Origin of the sequence: Curtobacterium sp. Leaf183, assembly GCF_001424385.1 — a bacterium.
GTDB lineage: Bacteria > Actinomycetota > Actinomycetes > Actinomycetales > Microbacteriaceae > Curtobacterium.
The window spans coordinates 1-23,211 of sequence record NZ_LMPO01000001.1 but is presented as its reverse complement, the minus strand read 5'-3'; the positions used below and the strand labels follow the sequence as shown (position 1 = coordinate 23,211).

The 23,211-nt window shown below is 71.3% G+C and carries 18 protein-coding genes; 7 read left to right on the top strand and 11 right to left on the bottom strand.

The features are described 5' to 3' along the window. Nucleotides 1-131 precede the first annotated feature (131 nt). From rfbD to ASG04_RS00075, 4 genes are all read right to left on the bottom strand, one after another. Nucleotides 132-980, bottom strand: coding sequence for a dTDP-4-dehydrorhamnose reductase (gene rfbD / locus ASG04_RS00090; protein WP_056118539.1), 849 nt, complete (start codon nucleotides 978-980; stop codon nucleotides 132-134). Continuing rightward, nucleotides 977-1,963, bottom strand: coding sequence for a dTDP-glucose 4,6-dehydratase (gene rfbB, locus ASG04_RS00085; protein ID WP_056118536.1), 987 nt, complete (start codon nucleotides 1,961-1,963; stop codon nucleotides 977-979). The genes rfbD and rfbB overlap by 4 nt, the downstream gene beginning before the upstream one ends. 86 nt (nucleotides 1,964-2,049) lie before the next feature. After that, nucleotides 2,050-3,579, bottom strand: a complete 1,530-nt coding sequence (locus ASG04_RS00080; protein ID WP_056118532.1) for a glycosyltransferase family 39 protein — start codon at nucleotides 3,577-3,579, stop codon at nucleotides 2,050-2,052. 1 nt (nucleotide 3,580) lies between these two features. Continuing rightward, nucleotides 3,581-4,522 (bottom strand): glycosyltransferase family 2 protein, encoded by a 942-nt coding sequence (locus tag ASG04_RS00075; RefSeq protein WP_056118530.1) that lies wholly within the window; start codon nucleotides 4,520-4,522, stop codon nucleotides 3,581-3,583. Nucleotides 4,523-4,602: 80 nt separating this feature from the next. Here ASG04_RS00075 and ASG04_RS00070 point away from each other — a divergent pair, with 80 nt between their 5' ends. Next, nucleotides 4,603-5,760, top strand: coding sequence for a hypothetical protein (locus tag ASG04_RS00070; RefSeq protein WP_056118526.1), 1,158 nt, complete (start codon nucleotides 4,603-4,605; stop codon nucleotides 5,758-5,760). Nucleotides 5,761-5,803: 43 nt separating this feature from the next. Here the strand turns inward: ASG04_RS00070 and ASG04_RS00065 are convergent, their stop codons facing one another. Beyond that, nucleotides 5,804-7,252 (bottom strand): DUF2142 domain-containing protein, encoded by a 1,449-nt coding sequence (locus ASG04_RS00065; RefSeq protein WP_056118523.1) that lies wholly within the window; start codon nucleotides 7,250-7,252, stop codon nucleotides 5,804-5,806. A 70-nt stretch (nucleotides 7,253-7,322) separates the two neighbouring features. Here ASG04_RS00065 and ASG04_RS00060 point away from each other — a divergent pair, with 70 nt between their 5' ends. Genes ASG04_RS00060 through ASG04_RS00050 form a run of 3 tightly spaced genes read left to right on the top strand, consistent with a single transcriptional unit; the run spans nucleotide 7,323 to nucleotide 10,660 of the window. Next, complete coding sequence (locus tag ASG04_RS00060) at nucleotides 7,323-7,931, top strand: dTDP-4-dehydrorhamnose 3,5-epimerase family protein (RefSeq protein WP_056118521.1); 609 nt, start codon at nucleotides 7,323-7,325, stop codon at nucleotides 7,929-7,931. Between the two features lie 10 nt (nucleotides 7,932-7,941). Next, nucleotides 7,942-8,805: a glucose-1-phosphate thymidylyltransferase RfbA gene (rfbA, locus tag ASG04_RS00055; RefSeq protein ID WP_056118518.1), complete on the top strand. Its 864-nt coding sequence runs from the start codon at nucleotides 7,942-7,944 to the stop codon at nucleotides 8,803-8,805. Between the two features lie 7 nt (nucleotides 8,806-8,812). Continuing rightward, nucleotides 8,813-10,660, top strand: coding sequence for a glycosyltransferase family protein (locus tag ASG04_RS00050; RefSeq protein WP_056118515.1), 1,848 nt, complete (start codon nucleotides 8,813-8,815; stop codon nucleotides 10,658-10,660). Between the two features lie 18 nt (nucleotides 10,661-10,678). Here the strand turns inward: ASG04_RS00050 and ASG04_RS00045 are convergent, their stop codons facing one another. The 5 genes from ASG04_RS00045 to ASG04_RS00025 are packed head-to-tail and all read right to left on the bottom strand — an operon-like array spanning nucleotide 10,679 to nucleotide 15,895. Further along, entirely contained in the window at nucleotides 10,679-11,539 is an 861-nt protein-coding gene (locus ASG04_RS00045; RefSeq protein WP_056118512.1) for a glycosyltransferase family 2 protein, read from the bottom strand. Beyond that, the gene (locus ASG04_RS00040) at nucleotides 11,536-12,684 is read right to left on the bottom strand and encodes a glycosyltransferase family 4 protein (RefSeq protein ID WP_056118509.1); all 1,149 of its coding nucleotides are present in this window, start codon (nucleotides 12,682-12,684) and stop codon (nucleotides 11,536-11,538) included. The genes ASG04_RS00045 and ASG04_RS00040 overlap by 4 nt, the downstream gene beginning before the upstream one ends. Before the next feature lie 59 nt (nucleotides 12,685-12,743). Beyond that, nucleotides 12,744-13,841 carry a glycosyltransferase family 2 protein gene (locus tag ASG04_RS00035; RefSeq protein WP_056118506.1) on the bottom strand — a complete coding sequence of 366 codons (1,098 nt, stop codon included), beginning with the start codon at nucleotides 13,839-13,841 and terminating at the stop codon, nucleotides 12,744-12,746. Continuing rightward, entirely contained in the window at nucleotides 13,760-14,989 is a 1,230-nt protein-coding gene (locus tag ASG04_RS00030) for an ABC transporter ATP-binding protein (protein ID WP_056118503.1), read from the bottom strand. The genes ASG04_RS00035 and ASG04_RS00030 overlap by 82 nt, the downstream gene beginning before the upstream one ends. Before the next feature lie 3 nt (nucleotides 14,990-14,992). Further along, the gene (locus ASG04_RS00025) at nucleotides 14,993-15,895 is read right to left on the bottom strand and encodes an ABC transporter permease (RefSeq protein WP_056118498.1); all 903 of its coding nucleotides are present in this window, start codon (nucleotides 15,893-15,895) and stop codon (nucleotides 14,993-14,995) included. Nucleotides 15,896-16,081: 186 nt separating this feature from the next. Between ASG04_RS00025 and ASG04_RS00020 the strand changes: the two genes are divergently transcribed. Next, nucleotides 16,082-16,660: a hypothetical protein gene (locus ASG04_RS00020; protein WP_156463454.1), complete on the top strand. Its 579-nt coding sequence runs from the start codon at nucleotides 16,082-16,084 to the stop codon at nucleotides 16,658-16,660. Continuing rightward, nucleotides 16,657-19,107, top strand: coding sequence for a hypothetical protein (locus ASG04_RS00015; RefSeq protein ID WP_056118491.1), 2,451 nt, complete (start codon nucleotides 16,657-16,659; stop codon nucleotides 19,105-19,107). The genes ASG04_RS00020 and ASG04_RS00015 overlap by 4 nt, the downstream gene beginning before the upstream one ends. A gap of 68 nt (nucleotides 19,108-19,175) precedes the next feature. Here ASG04_RS00015 and ASG04_RS00010 read toward each other — a convergent pair whose 3' ends face one another. Next, nucleotides 19,176-20,456: a glycosyltransferase gene (locus tag ASG04_RS00010; protein WP_056118489.1), complete on the bottom strand. Its 1,281-nt coding sequence runs from the start codon at nucleotides 20,454-20,456 to the stop codon at nucleotides 19,176-19,178. A gap of 149 nt (nucleotides 20,457-20,605) precedes the next feature. On the opposite strand from ASG04_RS00010, the gene ASG04_RS00005 reads away from it, so the two are divergent. After that, on the top strand, nucleotides 20,606-23,095 hold the full coding sequence (locus tag ASG04_RS00005) for a glycosyltransferase (RefSeq protein ID WP_056118487.1): 2,490 nt from the start codon (nucleotides 20,606-20,608) through the stop codon (nucleotides 23,093-23,095). Nucleotides 23,096-23,211 lie beyond the last annotated feature (116 nt).

The following is a 23,211-nucleotide window of genomic DNA, read 5'->3' as shown; positions in this document are numbered from 1 at the left end:
CGCGTTCCCGTCGCCGCCGGAAGCCGCCGGAAGCCGCCGGAGGCCGACGCCGGAAGCCGAGACCGGCAGACGCCGGTAGACGACGGTGCGCGGCCCCGGTCGGGACCGCGCACCGTCGGTGGTGGGACCGACTAGGCCAGGACGCCCGCCTGGACCGCCGCGTGCAACGCCGCCCGCCAGTCGCGCATCGGCTCGAGGCCGGCGCGATGCCAGGCGTCGTGTCCGAGCACGCTGTAGGCGGGGCGCGGCGCCGGACGCACGAAGGCCGAGCTGTCGGTCGGCAGGACCCGCTCCGGGTCGAGGCCGACCTCGGTGTAGATCGCCTTCGTGAAGTCGAGCCAGGACCCCTGGCCGCCGTTCGTGCCGTGGTAGATGCCGGCCGGAGCGTCCGCGTCGAGGAGCGCGACGATCTGGCGGGCCAGGTCACCCGTCCACGTCGGCTGCCCGATCTGGTCGGTGACGACGCTCACGGTGTCGTGCGACCCGGCGAGGCGGATCATCGTCTTCGCGAAGTTCGGACCGCCGGCACCGTAGAGCCACGCGGCCCGCACGACGTACGAGGAGTCCGGGGCGATCGCGCGCACCGCTGCTTCGCCGGCCGCCTTCGTCCGGCCGTAGGCGCCGATCGGGTCGGTCGGCTCGTCCTCGGCGTACGGCGAGGTGCCGTTGCCGTCGAAGACGTAGTCGGTGGACACGTGGACGAGCTTCGCGCCGGCGGCGACCGCGGCGGTGGCCAGGACCTCCGGGCCGCGGGCGTTGACCGCGAAGGCCGCTGCCTCGTCGGACTCTGCGTCGTCGACCTTCGTGTACGCCGCCGCGTTGATCACGACGTCGTGGCCGGTGACCGCCGCGGAGACGGCGTCCTGGTCGGTGATGTCGAGATCCGCGCGGGAGAGCGCGGTGACGTCACGGCCGGCGAGTGCCTGCTGGAGGTCCTGGCCGAGCATGCCGGCGGCGCCGGTGATGAGGTACCGGGTCATGCGAGCGCCGCGCGCTCCTTGAGCGGCTCCCACCAGGCGCGGTTGTCGCGGTACCACTGCACGACGTCGGCGAGGCCCTGCGCGAACGGGACCTGCGGCTCGTAGCCGAGCTCGGCCTGGATCTTCGAGATGTCCACCGAGTAGCGGAGGTCGTGGCCGAGGCGGTCGGCGACGCGGTCGACGTAGGACCAGTCCTTGCCGGTTGCCTCGAGCAGCATCTCGGTGAGCTCCTTGTTCGTGAGCTCGGTCCCGCCGCCGATGTTGTAGATCTCGCCCGCACGGCCCCCGACGAGCACCATCGCGATGCCGCGGGTGTGGTCGTCGACGTGCAGCCAGTCGCGGATGTTGTTGCCCTCGCCGTAGAGCGGGACGTGCACGTCGTCGATGAGGTTCGTGACGAACAGCGGGATGACCTTCTCGGGGAAGTGGTACGGCCCGTAGTTGTTCGAGCAGCGCGTGATCGAGAGGTTCATGCCGTGCGTGCGGTGGTAGCTGCGGGCGAGCAGGTCGCTGCCGGCCTTCGACGCCGAGTACGGCGAGTTCGGCTCGAGCGGGCGGTCCTCGGCCCACGAGCCTTCGCTGATCGATCCGTAGACCTCGTCGGTGGAGACGTGCACGAAGCGCTCGGTGCCGTGGCGCAGGGCCGCGTCGAGCAGGCGCTGGGTGCCGACGACGTTGGTCTCCACGAAGATGCCGGAGTCGCGGACGGACCGGTCGACGTGCGACTCGGCCGCGAAGTGCACGATCGCGTCGACCGTCGGGACGACCTCGTCGAGCTTCGCGGCATCGCGGATGTCGCCCTGCACGAACGAGTACCGCGGTGAGTCCGCGACCGGGGCGAGGTTCTCGAGGTTGCCCGAGTACGTCAGGGCGTCGTAGACGACGACCTCGGCACCTTCGAGGCCGGGGTAGGCGTCCTGCAGGGTGCGGCGGACGAAGTTCGAGCCGATGAAGCCGGCTCCTCCGGTGACGAGGATCTTCACGCTGGTTTCCTTTTCGTGGCCGATGGAGGTCGGCTCGATGTGCCGACGACGGTCGCCCGGCAGTCTAGCGGCGTCGTCCAGGGCCGTCAGTCGCGCGCGAAGACGATGATCGTGAACGCGCTCTCGGCCCACTGCCGCTCGACGTGCCACCCCTGCGCGGCGAGCTGCTCCTCCGGGATGCGAGGCTGGTCCGGCGTCGCCTCGCCGACGAACCAGACCCGGTCGACGCCCTCGGTGCTCGGCAGGGGGTCGGCGGTCGTGGTCCGGTCGGCCCAGAGCTGACCGATCGAGACGGCACTGCGCCGCTCGGTCAGGTCCCGCATGCCCGCGAACGCCTGCGGGTAGGACGACGCGACGAACTCGGTCGTGCGGTTGGTGTGGCTCGGCAGTGGCCCGTAGTAGACCGCGTCGACGGTGCCGGCCGGCTCCTTCGCGCGCTCGGTGGTGATGAGCGCCGCCGCGACGTTCCAGGTGGAGTCGTCCTTGGAGGTCGGGGTGCGCTGCGCCAGGTAGATCGGGGCCACCAGGCCCGCGGCCACGACGAGCGCCGCTGCGGTCGCGGTGCGCCACGGCAGGCACGTCAGCGCCAGCCCGAGCAACACCGCGACGAACGGGGTGCAGAAGGTGAAGTAGCGCGGGTCGTAGAACGGCCGGATCAGGATCGACACGGCCACGACCACGACGGTGGGGATGACGACGACCGGCACGGCGACCTCGAGCGCGGGGATGCGTGTCCGGAGCCGGGGCACCGCGAGGGTCGCCACGGCTCCGACCGCCATGAGCACGAACGGCACCGGAGCCCACGCCCCGAAGCCGAGGAACCACTGGTCGACGAAGACCCGCTTGGTCAGGGCCGGGCCGATGGTCAGCGGACCCATCCAGTACAGCTGCGCGGTCTGGCCGGAGACGGTCCGGACGAACGGCAGCAGGGCGGCACCGGTGACCACCGCGGCGCCGAGCCAGAACACCGCCGGCCGCACCATGGACGGTGACCGGCGACGCGCGAGGCGGCGCAGCTGCCAGAGCGCGAGGGTGACGGCGTGGGCCACGAGGATGAGCGCGACGTAGACGAAGAGCACGCTGCCCGCGATCGCCACGACCGCGTAGAGCACCCACCACAGCCAGACGCTGCGACGTCGCTCCACCGTGGCGGCCACCGCGACGACGAGCAGCAGGGTGAGCCCGACCGCGGCGGCGGCGGTGAGGGCGTTCGAGCGCCCCTCGATCGCCGAGAAGGTCACGCGCGGCAGGATGCAGTACACGATGCCCGCGGCGACGGCCGGGCGGATCCCGGCGAGCCGGTGGACCAGGAGCACGACCAGCCCGGCGGCGAGCCCGGTGGCGAGTGCGCTCGGCAGCCGTAGCCAGAACGGGCTGTACGGCACGACCTCGAACCACAGGTGCAGCAGCAGGTAGTAGAAAGAGTGAACCCCGTCGACGTTGTGCGCCATGTGCCAGAGTTCCGGGATCGACCGCCGGACGCCGCTCATCGTGGCCGCTTCGTCGGCCCACGCGGCCGGGATCCACGACCCCGCCGCGCCGACCACGACGCCGAGCACGGCCACGGCGGCCGCCCAGAGCAGGGTCGATCGGGTGGGACGGCTGTCCGTCGTCACCTCAGTCCCCGTACCGTGCGAGCTTCTGCAGGTCGAGCTGTTCCTCGGCGAGCGTGCGGTTCAGGCGGGTCAGGTCCGCGACGACGCCGATCACGATCGCGAGCACCGCCGTGATGAGCAGCACCACCCCCAGGATGATCGACTGCAGGTGGTTGCCGCCGGAGTGCATGGCCAGGAGCACCAGGTACCGGACGAGCGGCCAGGCGCCGAGACCACCGAGCACCAGGGCGACCCAGAGGAACAGCGCCATCGGGCGGTACATCAGGTAGACGCGGGCGATGGCGGAGCCCGACTGGAACATGTGCTGCCAGATGTTCTTGAAGAGCCGGGACTCGCGGGTCTTCGCGTTCGTGGTGATCGGGATGCTCGCGATCGCCAGGCGCTTGTAGCCCGCCTGCACGATGGTCTCCATGCAGTAGCTGAAGCGGGTCACGATGTTCAACCGGATCAGCGAGTACTTCGAGTAGGCGCGGAACCCGCTGGCGGCGTCGGGAAGGTCGAGACCGGCCGCACGGCTGGCCACCCAGGACCCGAAGCGCTGCATGACCTTCTTGAAGCCGGAGAAGTGCTCGATCGTGCGGGTCTGCCGGTCGCCGATCACGATCTCGGCGGTGCCGGCGATGATCGGCTGCACGAGTTCGGTGATGTGCGCCTGGGGGTACTGGTTGTCGCCGTCGGTGTTGACGACGATGTCCGCGCCGTGCAGCAGCGCGTAGTCGACCCCGTCCCGGAACGACCGTGCGAGCCCCATGTTCGTGGTGTGCCGGACGAAGTGCCGGACACCGTGGGCCTTCGCGACCTCGACGGTGCGGTCCGTCGACCCGTCGTCGATGACGAGCACCTCGATCTCGTCGATGCCCGGGATCGAGGTCGGGATCGTCTCGAGGACGGCGGGGAGCGTGTGCTCCTCGTTGAGACAGGGGATCTGCACGAACAGCTTCACGTGGGTGACGGGTCCTCGGAGGTCGGCGTGGCGGGCAACCCGACCATCCTACGGGCGCGAGCCACTGTCATGATGGCGGGATGGCCTCCGTCGACCGTCCCCGCTTCCTCCGACGGCTCACCGACCGGTTCCGGCGTCCTGCCGGTCGTCGTCCGGTGCTGGGCTACGTCGTGCACGGCGCCGGCGGTCTGCACGCGCCCTCCGCGCACGTCCGGGTGGTGCAGCGCGTCGAGATGACTGCCGCGTCCGGCCGGGCCGACGTCGTCCAGGTCGACCCGGCGGCCTACGCGGCCGGCGCGGACTCCACGCGGTACGACGTCGTGCTCGTGCAGCGGGACGCCCTGCCGGCTGCCGTCCTCGATGCCTTCCTGGACCGGCTCCGGACGACGGGGACGCGTCTGGTCGCCGAGGTCGACGACGACTTCTTCACCGACGAGGCGCGGGACCGCCTGAGCCGCGCCGAGTACGACCCCGGCCGCCTGGCGTCGGTCACCGCGGTGGTGCGCGCCGCCGACACCACGATCGTCAGCACGCCCGCACTCGCCGAGGCGGTCCGGCGTGTCGGCGGCACCCCCGTCGTCGTCGAGAACCAGGTCGACCCGCGACTGTGGACCTCGCCGATCGCGACGGACGCACCCGCGAGCAACGATGCACCGGCAGACACACCGGCAGACACGCCGGCAGACACGCCGGCAGACACACCGGCAGACGCCCGCACCGAGGGCGCGCCGCACCGCGTCCTCTACGCCGGGTCCCGCACCCACGGCGCCGACCTCGCCCTGCTGCGCCCGGTCTTCGACGGGCTGGTCGCGCCGGACGGCCGCCCGGTCCGCCTCGAGGTCGTCGGGGTCAGCGAGGACGTCGAGGACTGGTATGACGATCTCCCCGTCCCGGACAGCGCCGGGCACTACCCCGCCTTCGTCCGCTGGCTCCGCGGGCACGCCGCGCGCTGGGACGCCGCCGTCGCTCCGCTCGTCGACGAACCGTTCAACCACGCCAAGAGCGACCTGAAGTTCGTCGAGTACACGCTCCTCGGCCTGCCGGTCGTGCTGTCCGACGTCGGCCCGTACCGTCGCCACGCCGAGCTGGCGACGGTCGTCCCGAACACCACGGCTGCCTGGCGGGAGGCCGTGGTCGCCGCGGTGCAGACCGGCTCGCGACGGCAGGCCGACGAGTACGTCCGTGCGCACCGGCTCATCGGCACCGACGACGTCTGGGAGCGCACCTTGCGGGTGTGAGCCGGATCGAGACCGCGACCGACCAGGACCGGGACAGCGGCGGTCAGTACAGGAACGACAGCCAGAGCACGCCGCTCGCGAGCAGCGCGACGACGGACAGTGCCGGGAACAGCACGGCGGCGTGACGCTCCCGCAGCGCCAGGCGCGCCGGCACCAGTGAGGCGAGCCCGAGGACGAACGGTGCGAGCAGCGGGATGAAGTACCGGCCCTGCACGCCGACCGCCATCGGGTCGCCGACCGCGTTGAACGTCAGGTAGAGCGCGCCGATCACCGCGAAGCCCGCGACGACGCTGCCGAGCAGGAACGTCAGCCCGACGACCCGTCGGAGCCGCTCGGCGTGGAACGCGGCGAGCACGACCGTGACGATGCACATCGTGACGAACGGCTCCACCTGGTGGACGGTGTTGTACCCGAAGTTGCCCGTCAGGCTCTCCGTCCAGGACAGCCCGAAGACCTCGATCGTGCGCCAGAGCACCACCGGGACCTGCAGCGGGTGGTGCAGCAGGTACTCGATCTGCGCACCGCTGTCGGCGCCGCGGTCGTAGGTCGCGGCGATCGCGGTCGTCGAGTTGCCGGTCATCTTCAGCACGACGAGCGCGACGGCTCCGACCAGGACGACCATGCCGGCCGCGACGGCCTTGCCCACGAGCGCCGGACGTCCGACCCGCTCGGCGATCCGTGCCGGCAGCATCCGGGCACCCGGTATCGCGAGCAGCGCCAGCACCAGCACCACGTAGGTGGGTTTCGCCGCGGCCATGCCGAGCCCCGCCGCCACGGTGCCGGCGAGCATCAGCGCCCCGGCCGGTCTGCGATCGAGCGCGAGTCGGGTGACCGCGGCGGCGAACAGGAGTGCGATGCCGTCCGTGTACGAGTCGGCGGTGACGTACGCGGCCTGGAAGACGGTCTCTGGCAGGAGCCCGACGGCGAAGAACAGCCACCGTGCCCGGAACGGCGCCAGGACCGCGACGGCGATCGCCCCGAGCGCGACGAAGACCAGCCCGTTGAACAGCTTCGCGAGCATCATCGTGGTGCCGACGTCGGCGCCGAGCACCGAACCGATGCGCATCCCGACGGCAGCCGGCAGGTACGGCACGAAGCTCGATGCCGACGCGTTCGAGACGTCGTAGTCGACGGTGGGGTCACCGCGTTCGACCACGGCGGCGTTCAGCCGGTGCACTTCGCCGCGGTTCGAGAAGTCCGCCCGTTCCCAGGACGGTGCGCTCCGGTCGACGCCGTTGGACGCACTGAACCCCGCTGCTTCGAGCGCCATGATCTTCTCGGGCACCGCCGCGCCGAGCGTCTTGCCGTCGTCGCGCTGGTACGGGAGCGGGATCCCGCGGCTCACCTGGTAGGCCCGTGCGACGTGCGACTGCTCGTCGAGCCCCCACCCGACCGGGACGACCGCGCAGAACACCGAGACGGCGGCACCGGCGATGGCCGCGAAGACCCAGGCGGCTGCGTGACGACGGAGATGGGCGAGCAGCGATGTCACAGGTGGTTCCCCCGGTTCAGTACACAAACCACGCCATCGTAGCGGCGGTGCGCGTTGCTAGGATCGCCGGGTGCAGATCCGCGAACTGAAGATCCAAGGCGCGTGGGAGTTCACCCCCGTCCAGCACGGCGACGCACGAGGAGCCTTCCTCGAGGCCTACCGTGCCGACGTGCTCGAGACGACGGTGGGACACCCACTCGACCTCCGGCAGGTGAACATGTCGGTCTCGGCGCGCGGTGTCGCGCGCGGGATCCACTACGCGCTCGTCGCCCCGAGCCAGGCGAAGTACGTCACCGCCGTGCGGGGTGCGTTCATCGACTACATCGTCGACATCCGTGTCGGCTCGCCGACCTTCGGCCAGTGGGACTCGGTGCGCATCGACGACGTCGACCGCCGCGCCGTGTACCTGTCCGAGGGCCTCGGGCACGCCATCGTCGCGCTCGAGGACCAGAGCACCGTGAACTACCTGGTCAGCGCTCACTACGACCCCCAGCGCGAGAAGGGGATCAGCATCCTCGACCCCACCGTCGGTCTGCAGCTGCCCGACGGCATCGGCGAGCCCGTCCTGTCGGAGAAGGACACCAGCGCGCCGACCCTGGAACAGGCTGCCGAGCAGGGCCTCCTGCCGACGTACGACGAGTGCATCGCCTACACCGAGTCCCTCCGGACGAACAAGTAAAGGAGACCCGATGAAGGGCATCATCCTCGCCGGCGGTTCCGGCACACGCCTGTGGCCGATCACCAAGGGCATCAGCAAGCAGCTCATGCCGATCTACGACAAGCCGATGGTCTACTACCCGCTGTCGACGCTGATGATGGCCGGCATCAACGAGGTCCTGGTCATCACCACGCCCGAGTACAACGACCAGTTCCGGGCGCTGCTCGGCGACGGGTCGGCCCTCGGCATGGACATCCAGTACGCCGTGCAGCCGAGCCCCGACGGACTCGCCCAGGCCTTCGTCATCGGCGAGGACTTCATCGGCGACGACAGCGTCGCGCTCGTGCTCGGCGACAACATCTTCCACGGCACCGGCCTCGGCACGAGCCTGACGAAGAACACCGAGGTGCAGGGCGCCACGATCTTCGCGTACCACGTGGCCGACCCGAAGGCCTACGGCGTGGTCGAGTTCGACGACGACTTCACGGCGGTCTCCATCGAGGAGAAGCCCGCCCATCCCAAGTCGAACTACGCGGTCCCCGGCCTGTACTTCTACGACAACGACGTGGTCGCGATCGCGAAGACGATCGAGCCCAGTGCCCGCGGCGAGCTCGAGATCTCGACGGTCAACGAGCGCTACCTCGAAGCGGGCACCCTCGGCGTCGAGGTCCTCGACCGCGGCACCGCCTGGCTCGACACCGGCACCTTCGAGTCGATGATGCAGGCGTCCGAGTACGTCAAGGTCATCGAGGACCGCCAGGGGCACAAGATCGGGTGCATCGAGGAGATCGCCTGGCGCAACGGCTGGATCGACGACGACGCCCTCGCGGCGCTGGCCGCCCCGCTCGCGAAGAGCGGCTACGGCGTCTACCTGCAGCAGCTGCTCGCGAGCTGACCCGCAGGTGGCCCTGTTCCGACGCCGCCGTCACGACGCGACGGGCTCCGACCAGGAGGCCCGTCAAGCGTCGGCGACGGCGGCGTCGCCCGTTCCGGTGGCCGGCTGGGACGGCGACCTGCCGCAGCCGGACCGTCGTGTGACGGTCGTGGTCGTCAGCCGGTCGGACCGGCACGAGACGGTGCCGCTCGCGGTCGCGTCCGCGCGGCAGGCCTTCGGCAGCGACGCCGACGTGCGCGCGGTCGCGTACGTCGCGGACGCCTCACCGGTGGGGGAGCAGCAGCGCGGAGTGCCCTGGGTCCGCCCGGACCCCGTGGACGGCATCGCGTCAGCGATCAACGCCGGGGTCGCCGCCGGCGTCGGACGCGTGCTCGTGGTCGTCGACTCGACCGTCGGCGTGACCGACCAGGACCTCCAGGTGCTCGCGGAGGCGGGCGCGGCCGGCGTGGTGCAGGCCCGAGTACGGATGGCGGACGGCGGACAGCGGAACGGTGCGCTCCTGCTGCGTCCCGGTGCCCTGCCCTGGACCGACGACGGCAGTCGCGACGGACCGCCGGTCGACCGGCCGCTCGCCGAGCGTGCCGCGTTCGCGGACACGATCCCGACCGACGAGGTCTTCGCGGCGGACCAGCCGGTGATCGCGATGCCGCGGGCTGCGCTGGTGCCCGCACCGGGCCTCCCGGACGAGCGCATGACGCTGACCGCCTGGACCCGCGCCGCCGCCGACCGGATCGACGGGCCCGTGCGCGTCGTCTGGACCGTCGGCCGGTCGGCCGAGGCCGGGCGCACGATCGACGCCGCGACCGTCGACGCCCTGTCGGCGTGGCGCGACCGTCCGGTCGACGGTGACGGCGTGGTCACGGCGGGTCCACCGCTGCCGCCGTGGGGCGCGCGCACCGTCGCGCCGGGCGGAGCTCGTCGCGACGGGCAGACGCTCGCATGGTCCCTGAAGACCGCCGCGCCCGCCGGGCCGGACGGGGACGGCTGGGGCGACGTGCACTTCGCGGCCGAGCTGGCCGCGGCACTCGAGCGGCTCGGACAGCACGTCCGGATCGACCGGCGCGACGCCCACGTGCGCGACGACGACGCCACCGACGACGTCACGCTCGTGATCCGTGGGCTCGACCGTGTGCCGCCGAACCCGGCGTCGGTCAACCTGCTGTGGGTGATCAGCCATCCGGACGACGTGCCCGACACCGAGCTGCGCTCGTTCGACGCCGCGTTCGCGGCCGGTCCGGTGTGGGCGGACGCCGCCGCCCGGAGAGCCGGCGTGCCGGTGCGGACCCTGCTGCAGGCGACCGACCCGAGCGTGTTCCACCCCGGCGTACGGTCGTCGTCGAGCCCGGACGCCGACCGGGTGGTGTTCGTCGGGTCGACGCGGGGTGCCGCACGACCCCTCGTCGCCGAGGCCGCCGGGCTCGGTGCGGACCTGACCGTGCACGGACCCGGGTGGGAGGGCGTCCTGCCGGCCGAGACATTGGGCGAACCGTTCCTGGGCCGTGCTGAGGTCGCGACCGCGTACGCATCCGCCCGGGTCGTGCTCAACGACCACTGGCCGGATATGGCGGCGGGGGGCTTCGTCTCGAACCGGGTCTTCGACGTCCTGGCGGCCGGTGGGGTCGTCGTCACCGACCGCGTCGCGGGCCTCGCCGACGTGCTCGAGGTCCCGACACTCGCCGTGGCGGACACACCGGACCGGCTCGCGGCGCTGCTCGACGGCGCACACGCATGGCCAGGCGCCGATGCGCGCGCGGCCGTTGCCGCGCGGATCGCCGCGGAGCACTCTTTCGACGCCAGGGCGCGGGTGCTGCTCGACACGGCGCTCACCGAGCGGCGGCGGCGTTTCCCCGTCTGACACCCGGTGGGACGCCGGCTACTTCCGGGTGACCCATCGAGCGCGGGCGCTCAGCCCCGCGTGCAGCGCGAGGCGCAGCGGCCACAGCCACCAGGACCGGTACTTGCGCGACAGGAAGCGGTAGGCGCTGCGGTGGTGCTCGACCTCCATGCGGCGGCGGTTCGACGACGTCGAGTGTGCTCCGGTGTGCACGACGGTCGCGGTCGGGACGTACACGTTGTCCCGCCCGGACTCGCCGACGCGCTGCCCGAGGTCGACGTCCTCGAAGTACATGAAGTACGACTCGTCGAACCCGTCGAGTTCGCGGAACACCGACGTGCGGATCAGGAAGCACGCGCCGGAGAGCCACCCCGCGGTCCGTTCCTCGACCAGGGTGGTGGACCAGTACCGCTGGCTCCACGGGTTGGCGGGCCAGAAGCGCGAGAACGCCGCGTGACCCAGCCCGGTCCGCAGTGACGGCAGCTGCCGGGCGGACGGGTAGGTGTCGCCCTGGTCGTCGAGGATCTGTGGTCCGAAGGAGCCGCCACGGGGGAGCCGGTCGGCCGCTGCGACGAGCTCGTCCACCGCGCCGTCGTGGAAGACCACGTCCGGGTTCGTCACGAGGACGAACTCGGGCACGGCATCGGGCAGGACGTCGTCGAGCGCGGCGAACGCGGCGTCGATCCCGCCGCCGTACCCGCGGTTCGCCCCGGACGACACGACGGTCGCGCCGTGCGTGTCCGCGATGGCGCGGAGTGCGTCGAGGTCGTCCGAGCCGTTGTCGGCGATGACGACCGGCAGCGGGGTGACGGACGCCCGCGCGACGCTCTCGAGGAACGGCCGGATGGTCTCACCCGTGTTGTAGGTGACCGTCAGGACGACCACACGCGCGACGCTCACCGTGCGACCTCGGCGTAGACGTCGGCGTGGACGCGGGCGGTGGCGTCCCAGCTGAAGTCGTCGGCGCGACGGAGTGCCCGCCCACGGTGGTCGTCACGGCGGTCGGGGTCGTCGAGGAGCGCTGCGAGGGCGTCGGCCAACGACCGCGCGTCGGGCTCGGTGTAGACCGCGGCGTCGCCCCCGACCTCGGGCAGGGAGAGCCGGGGGGTGGTCAGCACGCAGGCCCCGGCGGCCATCGCCTCGACGACGGGCAGCCCGAAGCCCTCGCCGAGGCTCGGGTAGACCACGACCTCGGCACCACCGAGGAACCCCGCGAGGTCCTCGAGCGGCAGGTAGCCAGCCTCGACCACGCGGTCGTCGTCCCGCAGCGCGTCGAGGGCAGCGATCGCCCCGGTGTCCCAGCCGCGCGCGCCGGAGAGCACGAGCCACGGGGTGTCCCGGCCGGCGGCCGATCGCTCGGTGCGGACGGAGCGGTACGCGTCGAGGAGCGCGCCGACGTTCTTGCGCGGTTCGATGGTTCCGAGGAACGCGATCCACTCGGCGTCGTCCGGCAGGCCGGCGGCGACGCGGGCGTCGGCGACCTGGTCGGGTGTCGGCTCGTGGAAGACCCCGCGGTCGACACCGAGGTGGGCCACCCGGACGTCGGCGCGGACGTGCCCGACGGCACGGGCGACCTCGGTGCGGGTGGCGACGCTCGGCACGATCACCACCGGGCGACTGCGCAGCGCACGGCGGCTCCACCAGGTGAAGAACGTGCGCTTGCGCCGCGAGTGCCACTCGGGGTTCGAGAAGAACGTCGCGTCGTGCAGTGTGACGACGGAGCCGCCGCGCCAGGCGAACGGGAACGTGTAGTGCGGCGAGTGCAGCACCCGGACGTGCAGTCGACGGGCCAGCAGCACCAGGCCCGTCTGCTCCCAGAGGAAGCGCAGCGGGACCGAGCGCACCCACGTCGGTGCGACGTGCACGGTGACGTCGGGAGCGATCCGTCGGAAGTGCTCGACGTGCTCACGGCGCACGACGAGGTGCACGGCGGCCGCGGGGTCGGCCCCGGCCAGGTGCGCGACGACGCCCTCGAGGTACCGGCCGACACCACCGAGGGCCCGCGGCACGGCGGTCCCGTCGACCAGGACGGTGAGCTGCGGCACGCGGTGTTCCTTTCGGCCGGGGCCGTCGACGGATGACGGTCCAGCGTATCGCGGGTCGCTCATGCCCCCGTGTCCACCCGGTCGCGGGGGACGACGGCGCGCGCCGTCTCGGTGCGCCGGCGCAGCAGGTGGTGGGGGAGGTGCGTCAGGACGTCGACCAGCGCACCCAGGACGAGCCGGGCCTCCCGTCGGCTCGACCGCGTCAGCGCTCCCCGCACGCCGCGGCCGGCCGTCCGGACGGCGGCGCGTGCCACGGTTGGCCACGGTGCGTGCCACAGGGCGACGACCAGGCGGTTGCGGGCGTTCCGCGACACGAACAGGTCGCTCTGCACGCCCGACGAGGCGGAGTGGTCGTGCTCGACGACGGCGTCGGCCGCGTACTCGACACGCCATCCGCGCCGGGCGAGGCGCCAGGCGAGCTCGGTGTCCTCGTAGTACATGAACAGGCTCTCGTCGAGCAGGCCGACGTCCTCCAGGGCCGCGCGACGCAGTGCGCTGGCGCCGCCCGAGAACCCGAAGACCCGGACGTCCGCCGCCGTCGACACCGGCGCGAGCCAGTCGCGGTCGGCGCCGTTGCCGACCCGGTCGACCCGGACGCCGGTCGAGTTGAGGCGGGCCTCGCCCTCCGGCGACGGGGTCCAGAGACGGCTGTCGTGGGCGCGCAGCGTGCGCTGGTCCGGACGCGCCACGGCACCGGACGGGAGGGGCGTCCAGCGTCCGGCGAGCACGATGCGGCCCGTCACGGCGGCGACCTCGGGCGCGGCGCCGGCCAGGTGGTCGCGGAGCGCGCCGACGAAACCGGGTGCGGGGACGGCGTCGTTGTTGAGGAGCACGACGACGTCCGCTCCGGTCGCCCGGATGCCGGCGTTCGCCCCGGCTGCGAAGCCGCCGTTGTGGTCGCGGACGACGAGCGTGGCGTCCGGGACCTCGGCGCGCAGGACGGCCACGGAGTCGTCGTCGGAGCCGTTGTCGACGACGACGACCTGGTCGGCCGCGGGGTCGGCGAGGACGGCCCGGACGGCCCGGACGGTCAGGTCGGCGCGGTTCCAGTTGACGACGACGACCGCGGTGCGGGTCAGTCGACGTCCTCGAGCGAGGGCTCGGCGTAGACGGTGCCGACCGCGTTGCCGAAGGGCGCGACCTCGAACGAGTCGCACTCCGGCAGGTCGTGCAGGTGCCGACCGGCCGAGTCCATCATCGAGACGTTGATGAAGTACTTCCCGGTGCCGAACGCGGTGTCGGCGATGCGGATCCGCAGCTTGCGCCGACCGTGCAACGGCTCGAGGGTGACGCCCATGATGCCCGTGGTGGTGCCGAAGACGACCTGGCCGGCGGTGTTGTTGACCTGGACCGCGGCTTCCCAGTCCTCGACGCGGTCGAGGTGCTCGAACTCCATGTCGACGATCAGGTCGTCGCCGGGGCGCACGCTCTCGCCGTGCTGCTTGCCGTCCACGTGGACCGTCGCGCCGAGGACCGTGCCACGACCGACGGCGACGTCCTGGCTGAGCTCGCCGTGCCGACGCTCCTCGAGCACGTCGCGGAACATGCTGACCGCGGCGACCGGGTCACCGTCGTGCAGCACCTTGCCCTTGTTGAGCAGGATGACGCGGTCGCACATCTCCTGCACCTGGCTGAGGGAGTGCGTGACGATGATGATCGTCTTGCCCGCCTCTTGGAAGGTGCGGATGCGGTCGAGGCACTTGCGCTGGAACGCCTCGTCGCCGACGGCCAGCACCTCGTCGACGAGCAGGACGTCGGGGTCGGTGTGCACCGCGACCGCGAAGGCGAGCCGCACGTACATGCCGGATGAGTAGAACTTCACCTGGGTGTCGATGAAGTCGCCGATGCCCGAGAACGCCAGGATGTCGTCGAAGCGCTCCTCGGTCTGCTTGCGCGTCAGGCCGAGCAGGCTCGCGTTGAGGAACACGTTCTCGCGGCCGGACAGGTCCGGGTGGAAGCCCGCGCCGAGCTCGAGCAGTGCGGCCAGCCGCCCGCGACGGGACACGGTGCCGGACGTCGGCTGGATGATGCCGCCGATCGCCTTGAGCAGGGTCGACTTGCCGGAGCCGTTCTGACCGATGAGCCCGACGGTCGAGCCGGCGGTGATCGAGACGGTGACGTCGTCGAGGGCCCAGAAGTCCTGACGGTGCTTGCGGCCGGCGCGGCCGAGCGTCACGATGCGCTCGCGGATGGTGTTGTCCTTGCGCACGATGAAGCGCTTGCGCACGTGGTCGATGACGATGACCTCGGGGCGCGCACCGGCGCGTGACTGGGTCGACGGCGCGACGGGGGTGCTGATGGCCATGGTCTAGAGCTCCTGCGCGAAGTTGCCCTGCAGTCGCGAGAACACGCGCTGCGCCCCGATGAGGCAGAACACCCCGATGACGAACGCGATGAGCAGGCGCAGCATCAGGTGGTCCGGGTAGTCGACGATGCCCGGCTTGTGCAACCAGATGGCGTTCTGCAGGCCGAGCACGGACAGCGTCAGCGGGTTGTTCGTGTAGATCGCCAGCAGCCAGCCCACGTTGAGGCGGTCGACGACCATCGAGTACGAGTAGACGATCGGGGATCCCCAGAGCAGCACCATCAGGCCGACGTCGATGACGAACTGGACGTCGCGCAGGTAGACGTTGAGCGCGGAGAGGACCAGCCCGATCGCCGAGCCGTACACCAGGATCACGAGCAGCGACGGGATCAGGTAGACCAAGCCGCCGTGCCACGGGAACTTCCCGAGCACCGCGGTGGCCACGATGAGGATCGCGAACTGGATCGCGTAGTTGACCAGGGCGGCGCCGACGCTGGCGAGCGGGAAGACCTCGCGCGGGACGTAGACCTTCTTGATCAGGCCGCTGTTGCCGACGATCGAGCCGGTGGAGCCGGCGACGATCTCGCTGAAGAGCGTGTACGCGGTCAGCCCGGTGAAGACGTAGATCGCGAAGTTGTCGATGCCCTTCGCGGCCATGAGGATCTGCCCCATGACGAAGTAGTAGATGAGGAGCTGGGTGAGCGGGCGCACGAGCGTCCACACGAACCCGAGTGCGGAGTCCTTGTACCGGGCCTTGAGGTCACGGCGGATCAGCATGCCGAGCATCTCGCGCTGGTGGAACACGTCGCGCAGTTCACGCCAGGTGCCACGGATCGCGCTCGACGGGGCACCGACCACGACGAGGGGCTCCGCCGCGAGCTGCTGCATGCGGTTGTTGTCGACCATCACACTCTTCGTTCCGGGGGCAGGACCTGGACAGTGTAGCCGTGCGTCACCCGGACGAGCCGTGCCCCCGGTGCGGGGGCCAAACCCGGTCCGGGACGGTTTCCGTCTTCCCTCTGGCGTTCTCTCTTGTCACACTGGTCACACCCGAAGCCCTGTGTCCACCGCTCCTCACCAAGAACGGCACCCGTGCGTCGCACTGCAGCAACCTCTTCCCTCCTCGGTCTGGGCACCGTGGTGGTCCTCGTGCTCACCGCCTGTTCGTCGGGCGACGGCGGCGACCGTCCCACCGCGTCCCCGACCCGGAGCGCGTCCGCCAGCGCCTCGGCGTCGGCGTCGACGACGGCCGCACCGTCGGCACCGGCGTCGACCGGACCCGGCGCGTCGGGAGGGGACGGCGGCGACACCACCGTGCCGATCCCGAGCGAGACGCCCGCCGACGACCCGTCCGAGGCGCCGCCGTCGGACTTCCCGGCCACCGCCCTGGTGACGTACGCCGGGTGGGACACGGGATCGCAGACCCTGCAGGCGTCCGGCATCGTCAGCGGCGCGACCGACACCGGGGGCACCTGCACGTTCACCGCCACCATGGGCGGCACCACCCGGACGCAGCAGAGCGACACGTCCGTCGCGAACACGAGCGTCAACTGCGCGCAGGTCGCGTTCCCGCGCACCCAGCTGGGCACCGGCACCTGGACCGTGGCGCTCCGCTACGCCCTCGGCGGCAAGTCCGTCACCTCGACCACGACGACTGTGGAGATCCCGTGAACGTCCCGTCCGACATCCGCCCGACGGCACCCACCACGCGCCGTCGGCCGCGCGCCTGGATCGCGATGCTGACGGCGGTCGTGGCCGTCGCCGCGGCGCTCAGCGCGTTCACCGTGGTCACCGACGACCAGCCCGCCGGTGCGGCGACCGCGAGCGGCTTCGATCCTGGCAACATCATCAGCGACGCGAACTTCTACAACGCGAACGCGTTGACCGCCGCGCAGGTGCAGTACTTCCTCGACCAGAAGGTCCCGACCTGCCGGTCCGGCTCGGGGCCCGCGTGCCTGCGGAACTACACGCAGAACACCCGCGCCATCGGTGCCGTCGCCGGCCGGTGCAGCGCCATCGGCGGCGGGACGATGACGGGGGCGCAGATCATCGACGGCGTCGCCCGCGCGTGCAACATCAGCCAGAAGGTGCTGCTCGTGCTGCTCGAGAAGGAGCAGGGGCTCATCACCTCGAGCGCCCCGAGCTCGTACAAGTACACCCACGCCACGGGCTTCGCCTGCCCGGACACGGCACCGTGCGACCCGGCATACAACGGCTTCTTCGCCCAGGTCTACGCGGCCGGCCTGCAGTTCCAGCGCTACAAGGCGTCGCCGAACTCGTGGGGCTACCAGGCGGGTCGCACGAACACGATCCTCTACAACCCGAGCGCGTCGTGCGGCACGAAGCAGGTCTACATCCAGAACCAGGCCACCGCCGCGCTGTACATCTACACGCCGTACGTGCCGAACCAGGCCGCGATGAACAACCTGTACGGCACCGGTGACGGCTGCTCGGCGTACGGCAACCGGAACTTCTGGCGCATGTACACCGACTGGTTCGGCTCGACGACCGGGGGGAACGCGCCGAACGGTGCGATCACCGGTGTCAGCACCGGGTACCGGCAGGCCGTCGTCACGGGCTGGGCCGTCGACCCGGACACCACCGACCCGATCCGCACCGACTTCTACGTCGACGGCAAGGGCGCGGCGAGCACGATGGCCGACGTCGCGACGTCGTCGCTGGCGAACACCCTCGGGGCGAACAACACCCGGCACGGGTTCTCCGCCACGCTCACGGGGCTGAGCGCCGGGTCGCACCAGGTGTGTGCGTGGGGGATCAACGCCGGGGCCGGGTCGAACGCGCAGTTCCAGTGTGCGGACTTCACGATCGAGGGCGGCAACCCGGTCGGCGTGATCGACCAGGTGAGCAACGCGATCGACACCGTCAGCGTGCGGGGCTGGGCGATCGACCCGGACACCACCGCAGCCGTCACGGTGCGGGTGCAGATCGACGGCGTCACGAAGGCGACGTGGACGGCGAACGCGACCAAGACCGGGCTGAACGCCGCGAAGCCGGGGTTCGGTGACGCCCACCAGTACTCGGGCACGATCACCGGCGTCGCTCCGGGGAGCCACCAGCTCTGCGTCGTCGCGACGAACGCCGCGGGCAGCGGGTCGGACGCGACGCTCGGTTGCCAGTCGTTCACCCGGCAGACGGGGTCCCCGAACCTCAACGTCGACCAGGCGGTCTCGAAGTCGCCCGGCACGATGACCATCCGCGGGTGGTCCATCGACCCGGACACCGCGGCGTCCGTCCGCGTCGACGCGTACGTCGACGGTACCCGCGTGAAGGGCCGCAAGGCGGACATGCCGAAGGCGTCGCTCGCGACCGCGTTCCCCGGGTACGGCGCGAACCACCAGTTCAGCATGAGCGTGTCGGGGCTCACGCCCTCGGTGCCCCACGAGCTGTGCCTGGCCGCGCTCGACGCCGTGGGCGGGAACGGTGCGACCTGGCAGTGCATGACCGTGGCACAGCCGACCGGTGACCCGGTCGTGACGATCGAGCAGGCGAAGGCGACGGCGATCGGGACCCTGAGCGTCAGCGGGTTCGCCGTGGACCCGGACGTGGTCACCCCGGTGGCGGTCTCCTTCACCGTCGACGGCACCGCGGCAGGCTCGACGGTCGCCAAGGCGGACAGTGCCGCGGCCGCGTCGCGGTACCCCGGGTACGGCTCCGCGCACGGCTTCACGGCCACGCTGCCGAACGTCGGGCCCGGGCAGCACACGGTCTGCATCACGGCGAAGAACGCCGGTGGTGGGAAGGACGGGACGTCCTGCCAGAACGTCTCGATGCTGTCGGGATCGCCGAGCCTCAACATCGACGAGGCGTCGTCGCGGACCGCGGGGTCGATCACGATGCGCGGGTGGGCCGTCGACCCGGACACGACCGCTCCGGTGCGGATCGACACCTACGTCGACGACATCGGGCGATCGAGCATCCAGGCGAACGGCACGAAGGCCTCGCTCGCGACGGCCTTCGGCACGGCGTACGGGGCTGCCCACCAGTTCAGCCAGACCCTCACCGGGTTCACGGCCGGGACGCACCAGGTCTGCACCTGGGCCATCAACACCGGCGCCGGCTCGAACGTCCAGGTCTGCTCGACGGTCACCGTCAAGTAGGCCGCACACGACGAAGGGGCACCGCCGCGGCGGTGCCCCTTCGTCGTGTCCGGCTCGGCGTGGCCCGGTCAGCGCCGGTGCATGGCCTTTGCGACGCGTTCGGCGAGCCGGTAGGTGCGGCTGCGGGTGACCTGGTCGAGCCGGACGGCCAGGCGGTCGCGTTCGGCCCGCAGTGCGTCGGCCTCGGCTCGGGCGGCGGCGGTCTCTGCGGCGTTCCGCTGCGCGTCGGCAATGGATGCGACGAGCCGCTCGTTGATGTCGTGCACACCGGCGAGGTGGACGTCGCGTTCCTGTTCGGTCTGACGTAGTCGCTCGCGCATGTGCGCCGCCCAGATCAGGAACGGTCCGCGGTCCGGCCCCGGGAGGCCGCGGCGTCGCGCCACCGCCTGCCGCAGGTCGGCGTCGGCCGAGGCGGCGCGCGAGGCGTAGGTGTGCCGCTCGAGCACGACCGCGCGCAGCCGCTCCACCAGGGCAGCGTCCGTGTCGGCAGCGGCGAGCACGAGGGACGGGCCGTCGTGGTACGTGGGGAGGTCGCCGAGCCCGAGCTCCTCGAGGCCCTCGGCGCAGTTCGTCACGACGAGGGACCCGGATGCGAGGCCCTCGAACAGTCGGGAGTTGTGCGTGGCGTAGGCACGGGCCGGCGGGATCACGTCGTCGACGACGACACGCGCGGCGGCGTACACGGCGGGCAGGTCGAAGAAGGACGCGTGCCCGCGGTGGTCGATGCGGTCCGAGCGCACCAGGTGCTCCTGGTTCGCGCCGTACCAGACGACGTCGCGCTGCTCGGCGAGTTCGTCGAGCGCGCTCGTGCCGAGGCGTTCCGCACCCCAGAAGTTGACCGTCGTCACGACGTCGATGGGCGAGGACCCCTGGTCGTCCCCGCTGAAGAGCTCGGGGTCGACGCCGATCGGGAGCAGGTGCACGGCGCCGTCGTACCGCTCGGCGATGCGGTCCCTGGCCGCGGTCGACGAGGTCCAGACGGCGTCGAACTCGTCCAGGTAGGGCAGCTCCGCCCAGACGTCGGTCCAGTTGCGCACCCAGCCGACCAGAGCGGTGTGCCGGGGCAGGAGACCGGGGACGAACGACTCGATCATCGACACGACGACGTCGACGTCGTCCGGGACGTGGGTGTCCCACCGGTCGATCGGCCACAGCTGCACCCCCCAGCCGAGCCGTTCGAGGTACTTGGCGAGTCCGAGGGCGACGTAGACGTCACCGGCGCCGGCGTCGACGTCGTCGGTCGAGACGGCGAAGGCGACGGTGCCCAGTTCGCCGTGTCGGTGGTCGCCGGCGGCGATGGATCGGTAGAGGGCGGCCTGGTCGTCCGCGGGGGAGAGAGGATCGGGCATCGCCCCATCATGCCGCAGCGTCCGTCCCCGACGTCGGCACCGTGCGGTGGGGCGGCGCTGGCGTCCGGTGTCGGCCTTGTAGGGTGTTCACCGCACGGCGCGGGTCGTGACGGCCTGCAGGGCCGGATCACGCAGACGAAAGGGTTCGAGTGAGCGAGCGCAGGACGGGGGTCGTCTCGGTCGTCCTCGTGAACTACAAGGGCACCGACGACACCCTCACGAGCATCGTCGGGCTGACCGAACAGGACTGGCCCGCGGACAAGCTCGAGATCATCGTCGTCGACAACGACTCCGGGCCGGAGCACGTCGGCCGGCTCAAGGCGTCCGACCTCCCCTTCACCCTCGTCGAGTCCGGCGGCAACCTCGGGTTCACCGGTGGGTGCAACCTCGGCGTCGCGAACACCACCGGCGAGTACGTCGCCTTCCTCAACAACGACGCGCGTCCCGACCCGGGCTGGATCCGCGAGGCGATGGCCACCTTCGCCTCCGGGCGCGACATCGGCGCCGTCGCCAGCAAGGTCCTCGACTGGGAGGGCGTCAACGTCGACTTCACCGAGGCCGCGATGACCTGGTACGGCATGGGCTACAAGCCCTTCGCCGGGTCCCCGGACACGGGTCGCTGGGAGACCGAGACCGACGTGCTGTTCGGCACCGGTGCGGCCATGTTCATCCGCGCCGACCTGTTCGAGCAGCTCGACGGCTTTGACGACCGCTACTTCATGTTCTACGAGGACGTCGACCTCGGGTGGCGGCTCAACCTGCTCGGGTGGCGCTTCCGGTACCAGCCCAAGTCCGTGGCGTTCCACAAGCACCACGCCTCGATGAACAAGCTCGGCGACTTCCGCGAGACCTACCTGCTCGAACGCAACGCGCTGTTCACGCTCTACAAGAACCTCGGCGAGGAGCAGCTCCGCACGGCGCTCCCCGGCGCCCTCGCCCTGGCTGTCCGTCGTGCGGTGGGCCGTGGCGACATGGACTCCGAGGCGCTCGACATCCGGCGCCCCGGTGGCGACCACGAGCCGACGATGCCGGTGCCGAAGACCTCGATGGCCGGCGTGTTCGGCATCGACCGCTTCGTCGAGGAACTCCCCTCGATGACCGAGTCGCGCCGCCAGATCCAGGCGTCCCGCGTCCGGAGCGACCGCGAGCTGCTGCGCCTGTTCGGCAACCGGGACGAGCCCGCGTACCCGATCGAGTCCTACCTGGCCGGCTACGACAAGATCGTGCACTCGCTCGGTGTGCTCGAGGTCGGCGCGCGTCGCCGCATCCTCATCGTCACCGGCGACGCGATCGGCGAGAAGATGGCCGGCCCCGCGATCCGTGCCACGAACATGGCGAAGGAGCTCTCCGGCGAGCACGACGTCCGCGTCGTGAGCCTGACCCGGTCGACGCAGATCGACCCGGACTACGACGTCGTCACCGTCCCGCACCGCCACCCGCGGCAGATGGTCGAGCACGAGGCCTGGGCCGACGTCATCATCGTGCAGGGTCACGCACTCCGGCTGTTCCCCGTGCTCGAGTCGACGGCGAAGATCCTGGTCGTCGACGTCTACGACCCACTGCACCTCGAGCAGCTCGAACAGGGGCGCAGCGACGACGTCGAGCAGTGGGACCGGCAGATCCTCGACGCCTCGGACACGCTGAACCACCAGCTCGAGCTCGGCGACTACTTCATCTGCGCCTCCGAGCGGCAGCGCCTGTTCTGGCTCGGGCAGCTCGCCGGGTCGGGCCGCATCAACGCGCGCACCTACTCGCGCGACCCGGAGCTGCGCAGCCTGATCGGCGTCGTGCCCTTCGGGCTGTCGGCGAACCCGCCCGTGCACACCACGAACGTCGTCAAGGGCGTCGTGCCCGGCATCGGTGTGGACGACAAGCTGGTCGTCTGGGGCGGCGGCATCTACGACTGGTTCGACCCGATCACACTGGTCCGTGCGATGGGCGAACTCGCCGAGCGTCGGCCCGACGTGCGCCTGTTCTTCATGGGCGTCCAGCACCCGAACCCCGACGTGCCCGAGATGGACATCGTCGCGAAGGTGCGCCAGGCGTCGGCCGAGCTCGGGCTCACCGGCAAGAACGTCTTCTTCAACGAGTCGTGGATCCCGTACGAGGAGCGCGGCGCCTACCTGGCCGAGGCTGATGCCGGTGTCTCGACGCACTACGAGCACCTCGAGACGACGTTCTCGTTCCGCACGCGCATCCTCGACTACCTGTGGGCCAGTCTGCCGATCGTGACGACGGGCGGCGACTCGTTCGCCGAGCTCGTCGCCGAGGAGCGCCTGGGCGAGGTCGTGCACGAGCGCGACACGACGGCCCTCGCCGACGCGCTCGAGAAGGTGCTGTTCGACGACGACGCCCGCGCGACCTACCTCGAGAACGTCACCCGCGTGCGGCAGGACTTCACCTGGCAGAACGTGCTCGAGCCGCTCGTCGAGTTCTGCCGCAACCCGATCCGCGCCGCCGACAAGACGGTCCGTGCCCAGGCCGGGCTGCCGACCGCTCACGAGATGCGCGTGCGCGTGCCGGAGCGCCAGAAGCTCTACGGGGTCCGGTACGACCTCGGACGCGCGGTGCACTACCTGCGCACCGAAGGCCCACGGAGCGTCGCCGCCAAGGTGAAGCGCCGGCTCACGAACCGATGACATCGGTGCACGACCCCGCCACCCGCCCCGCCCGGCTCGCCCCGGTGCGGCGGCGGGTGTCGGCGTTGGTGGTGCCGCGGGTGTCGGGGTTGCCGCGGGTGTGGGTGGTGGTGTGG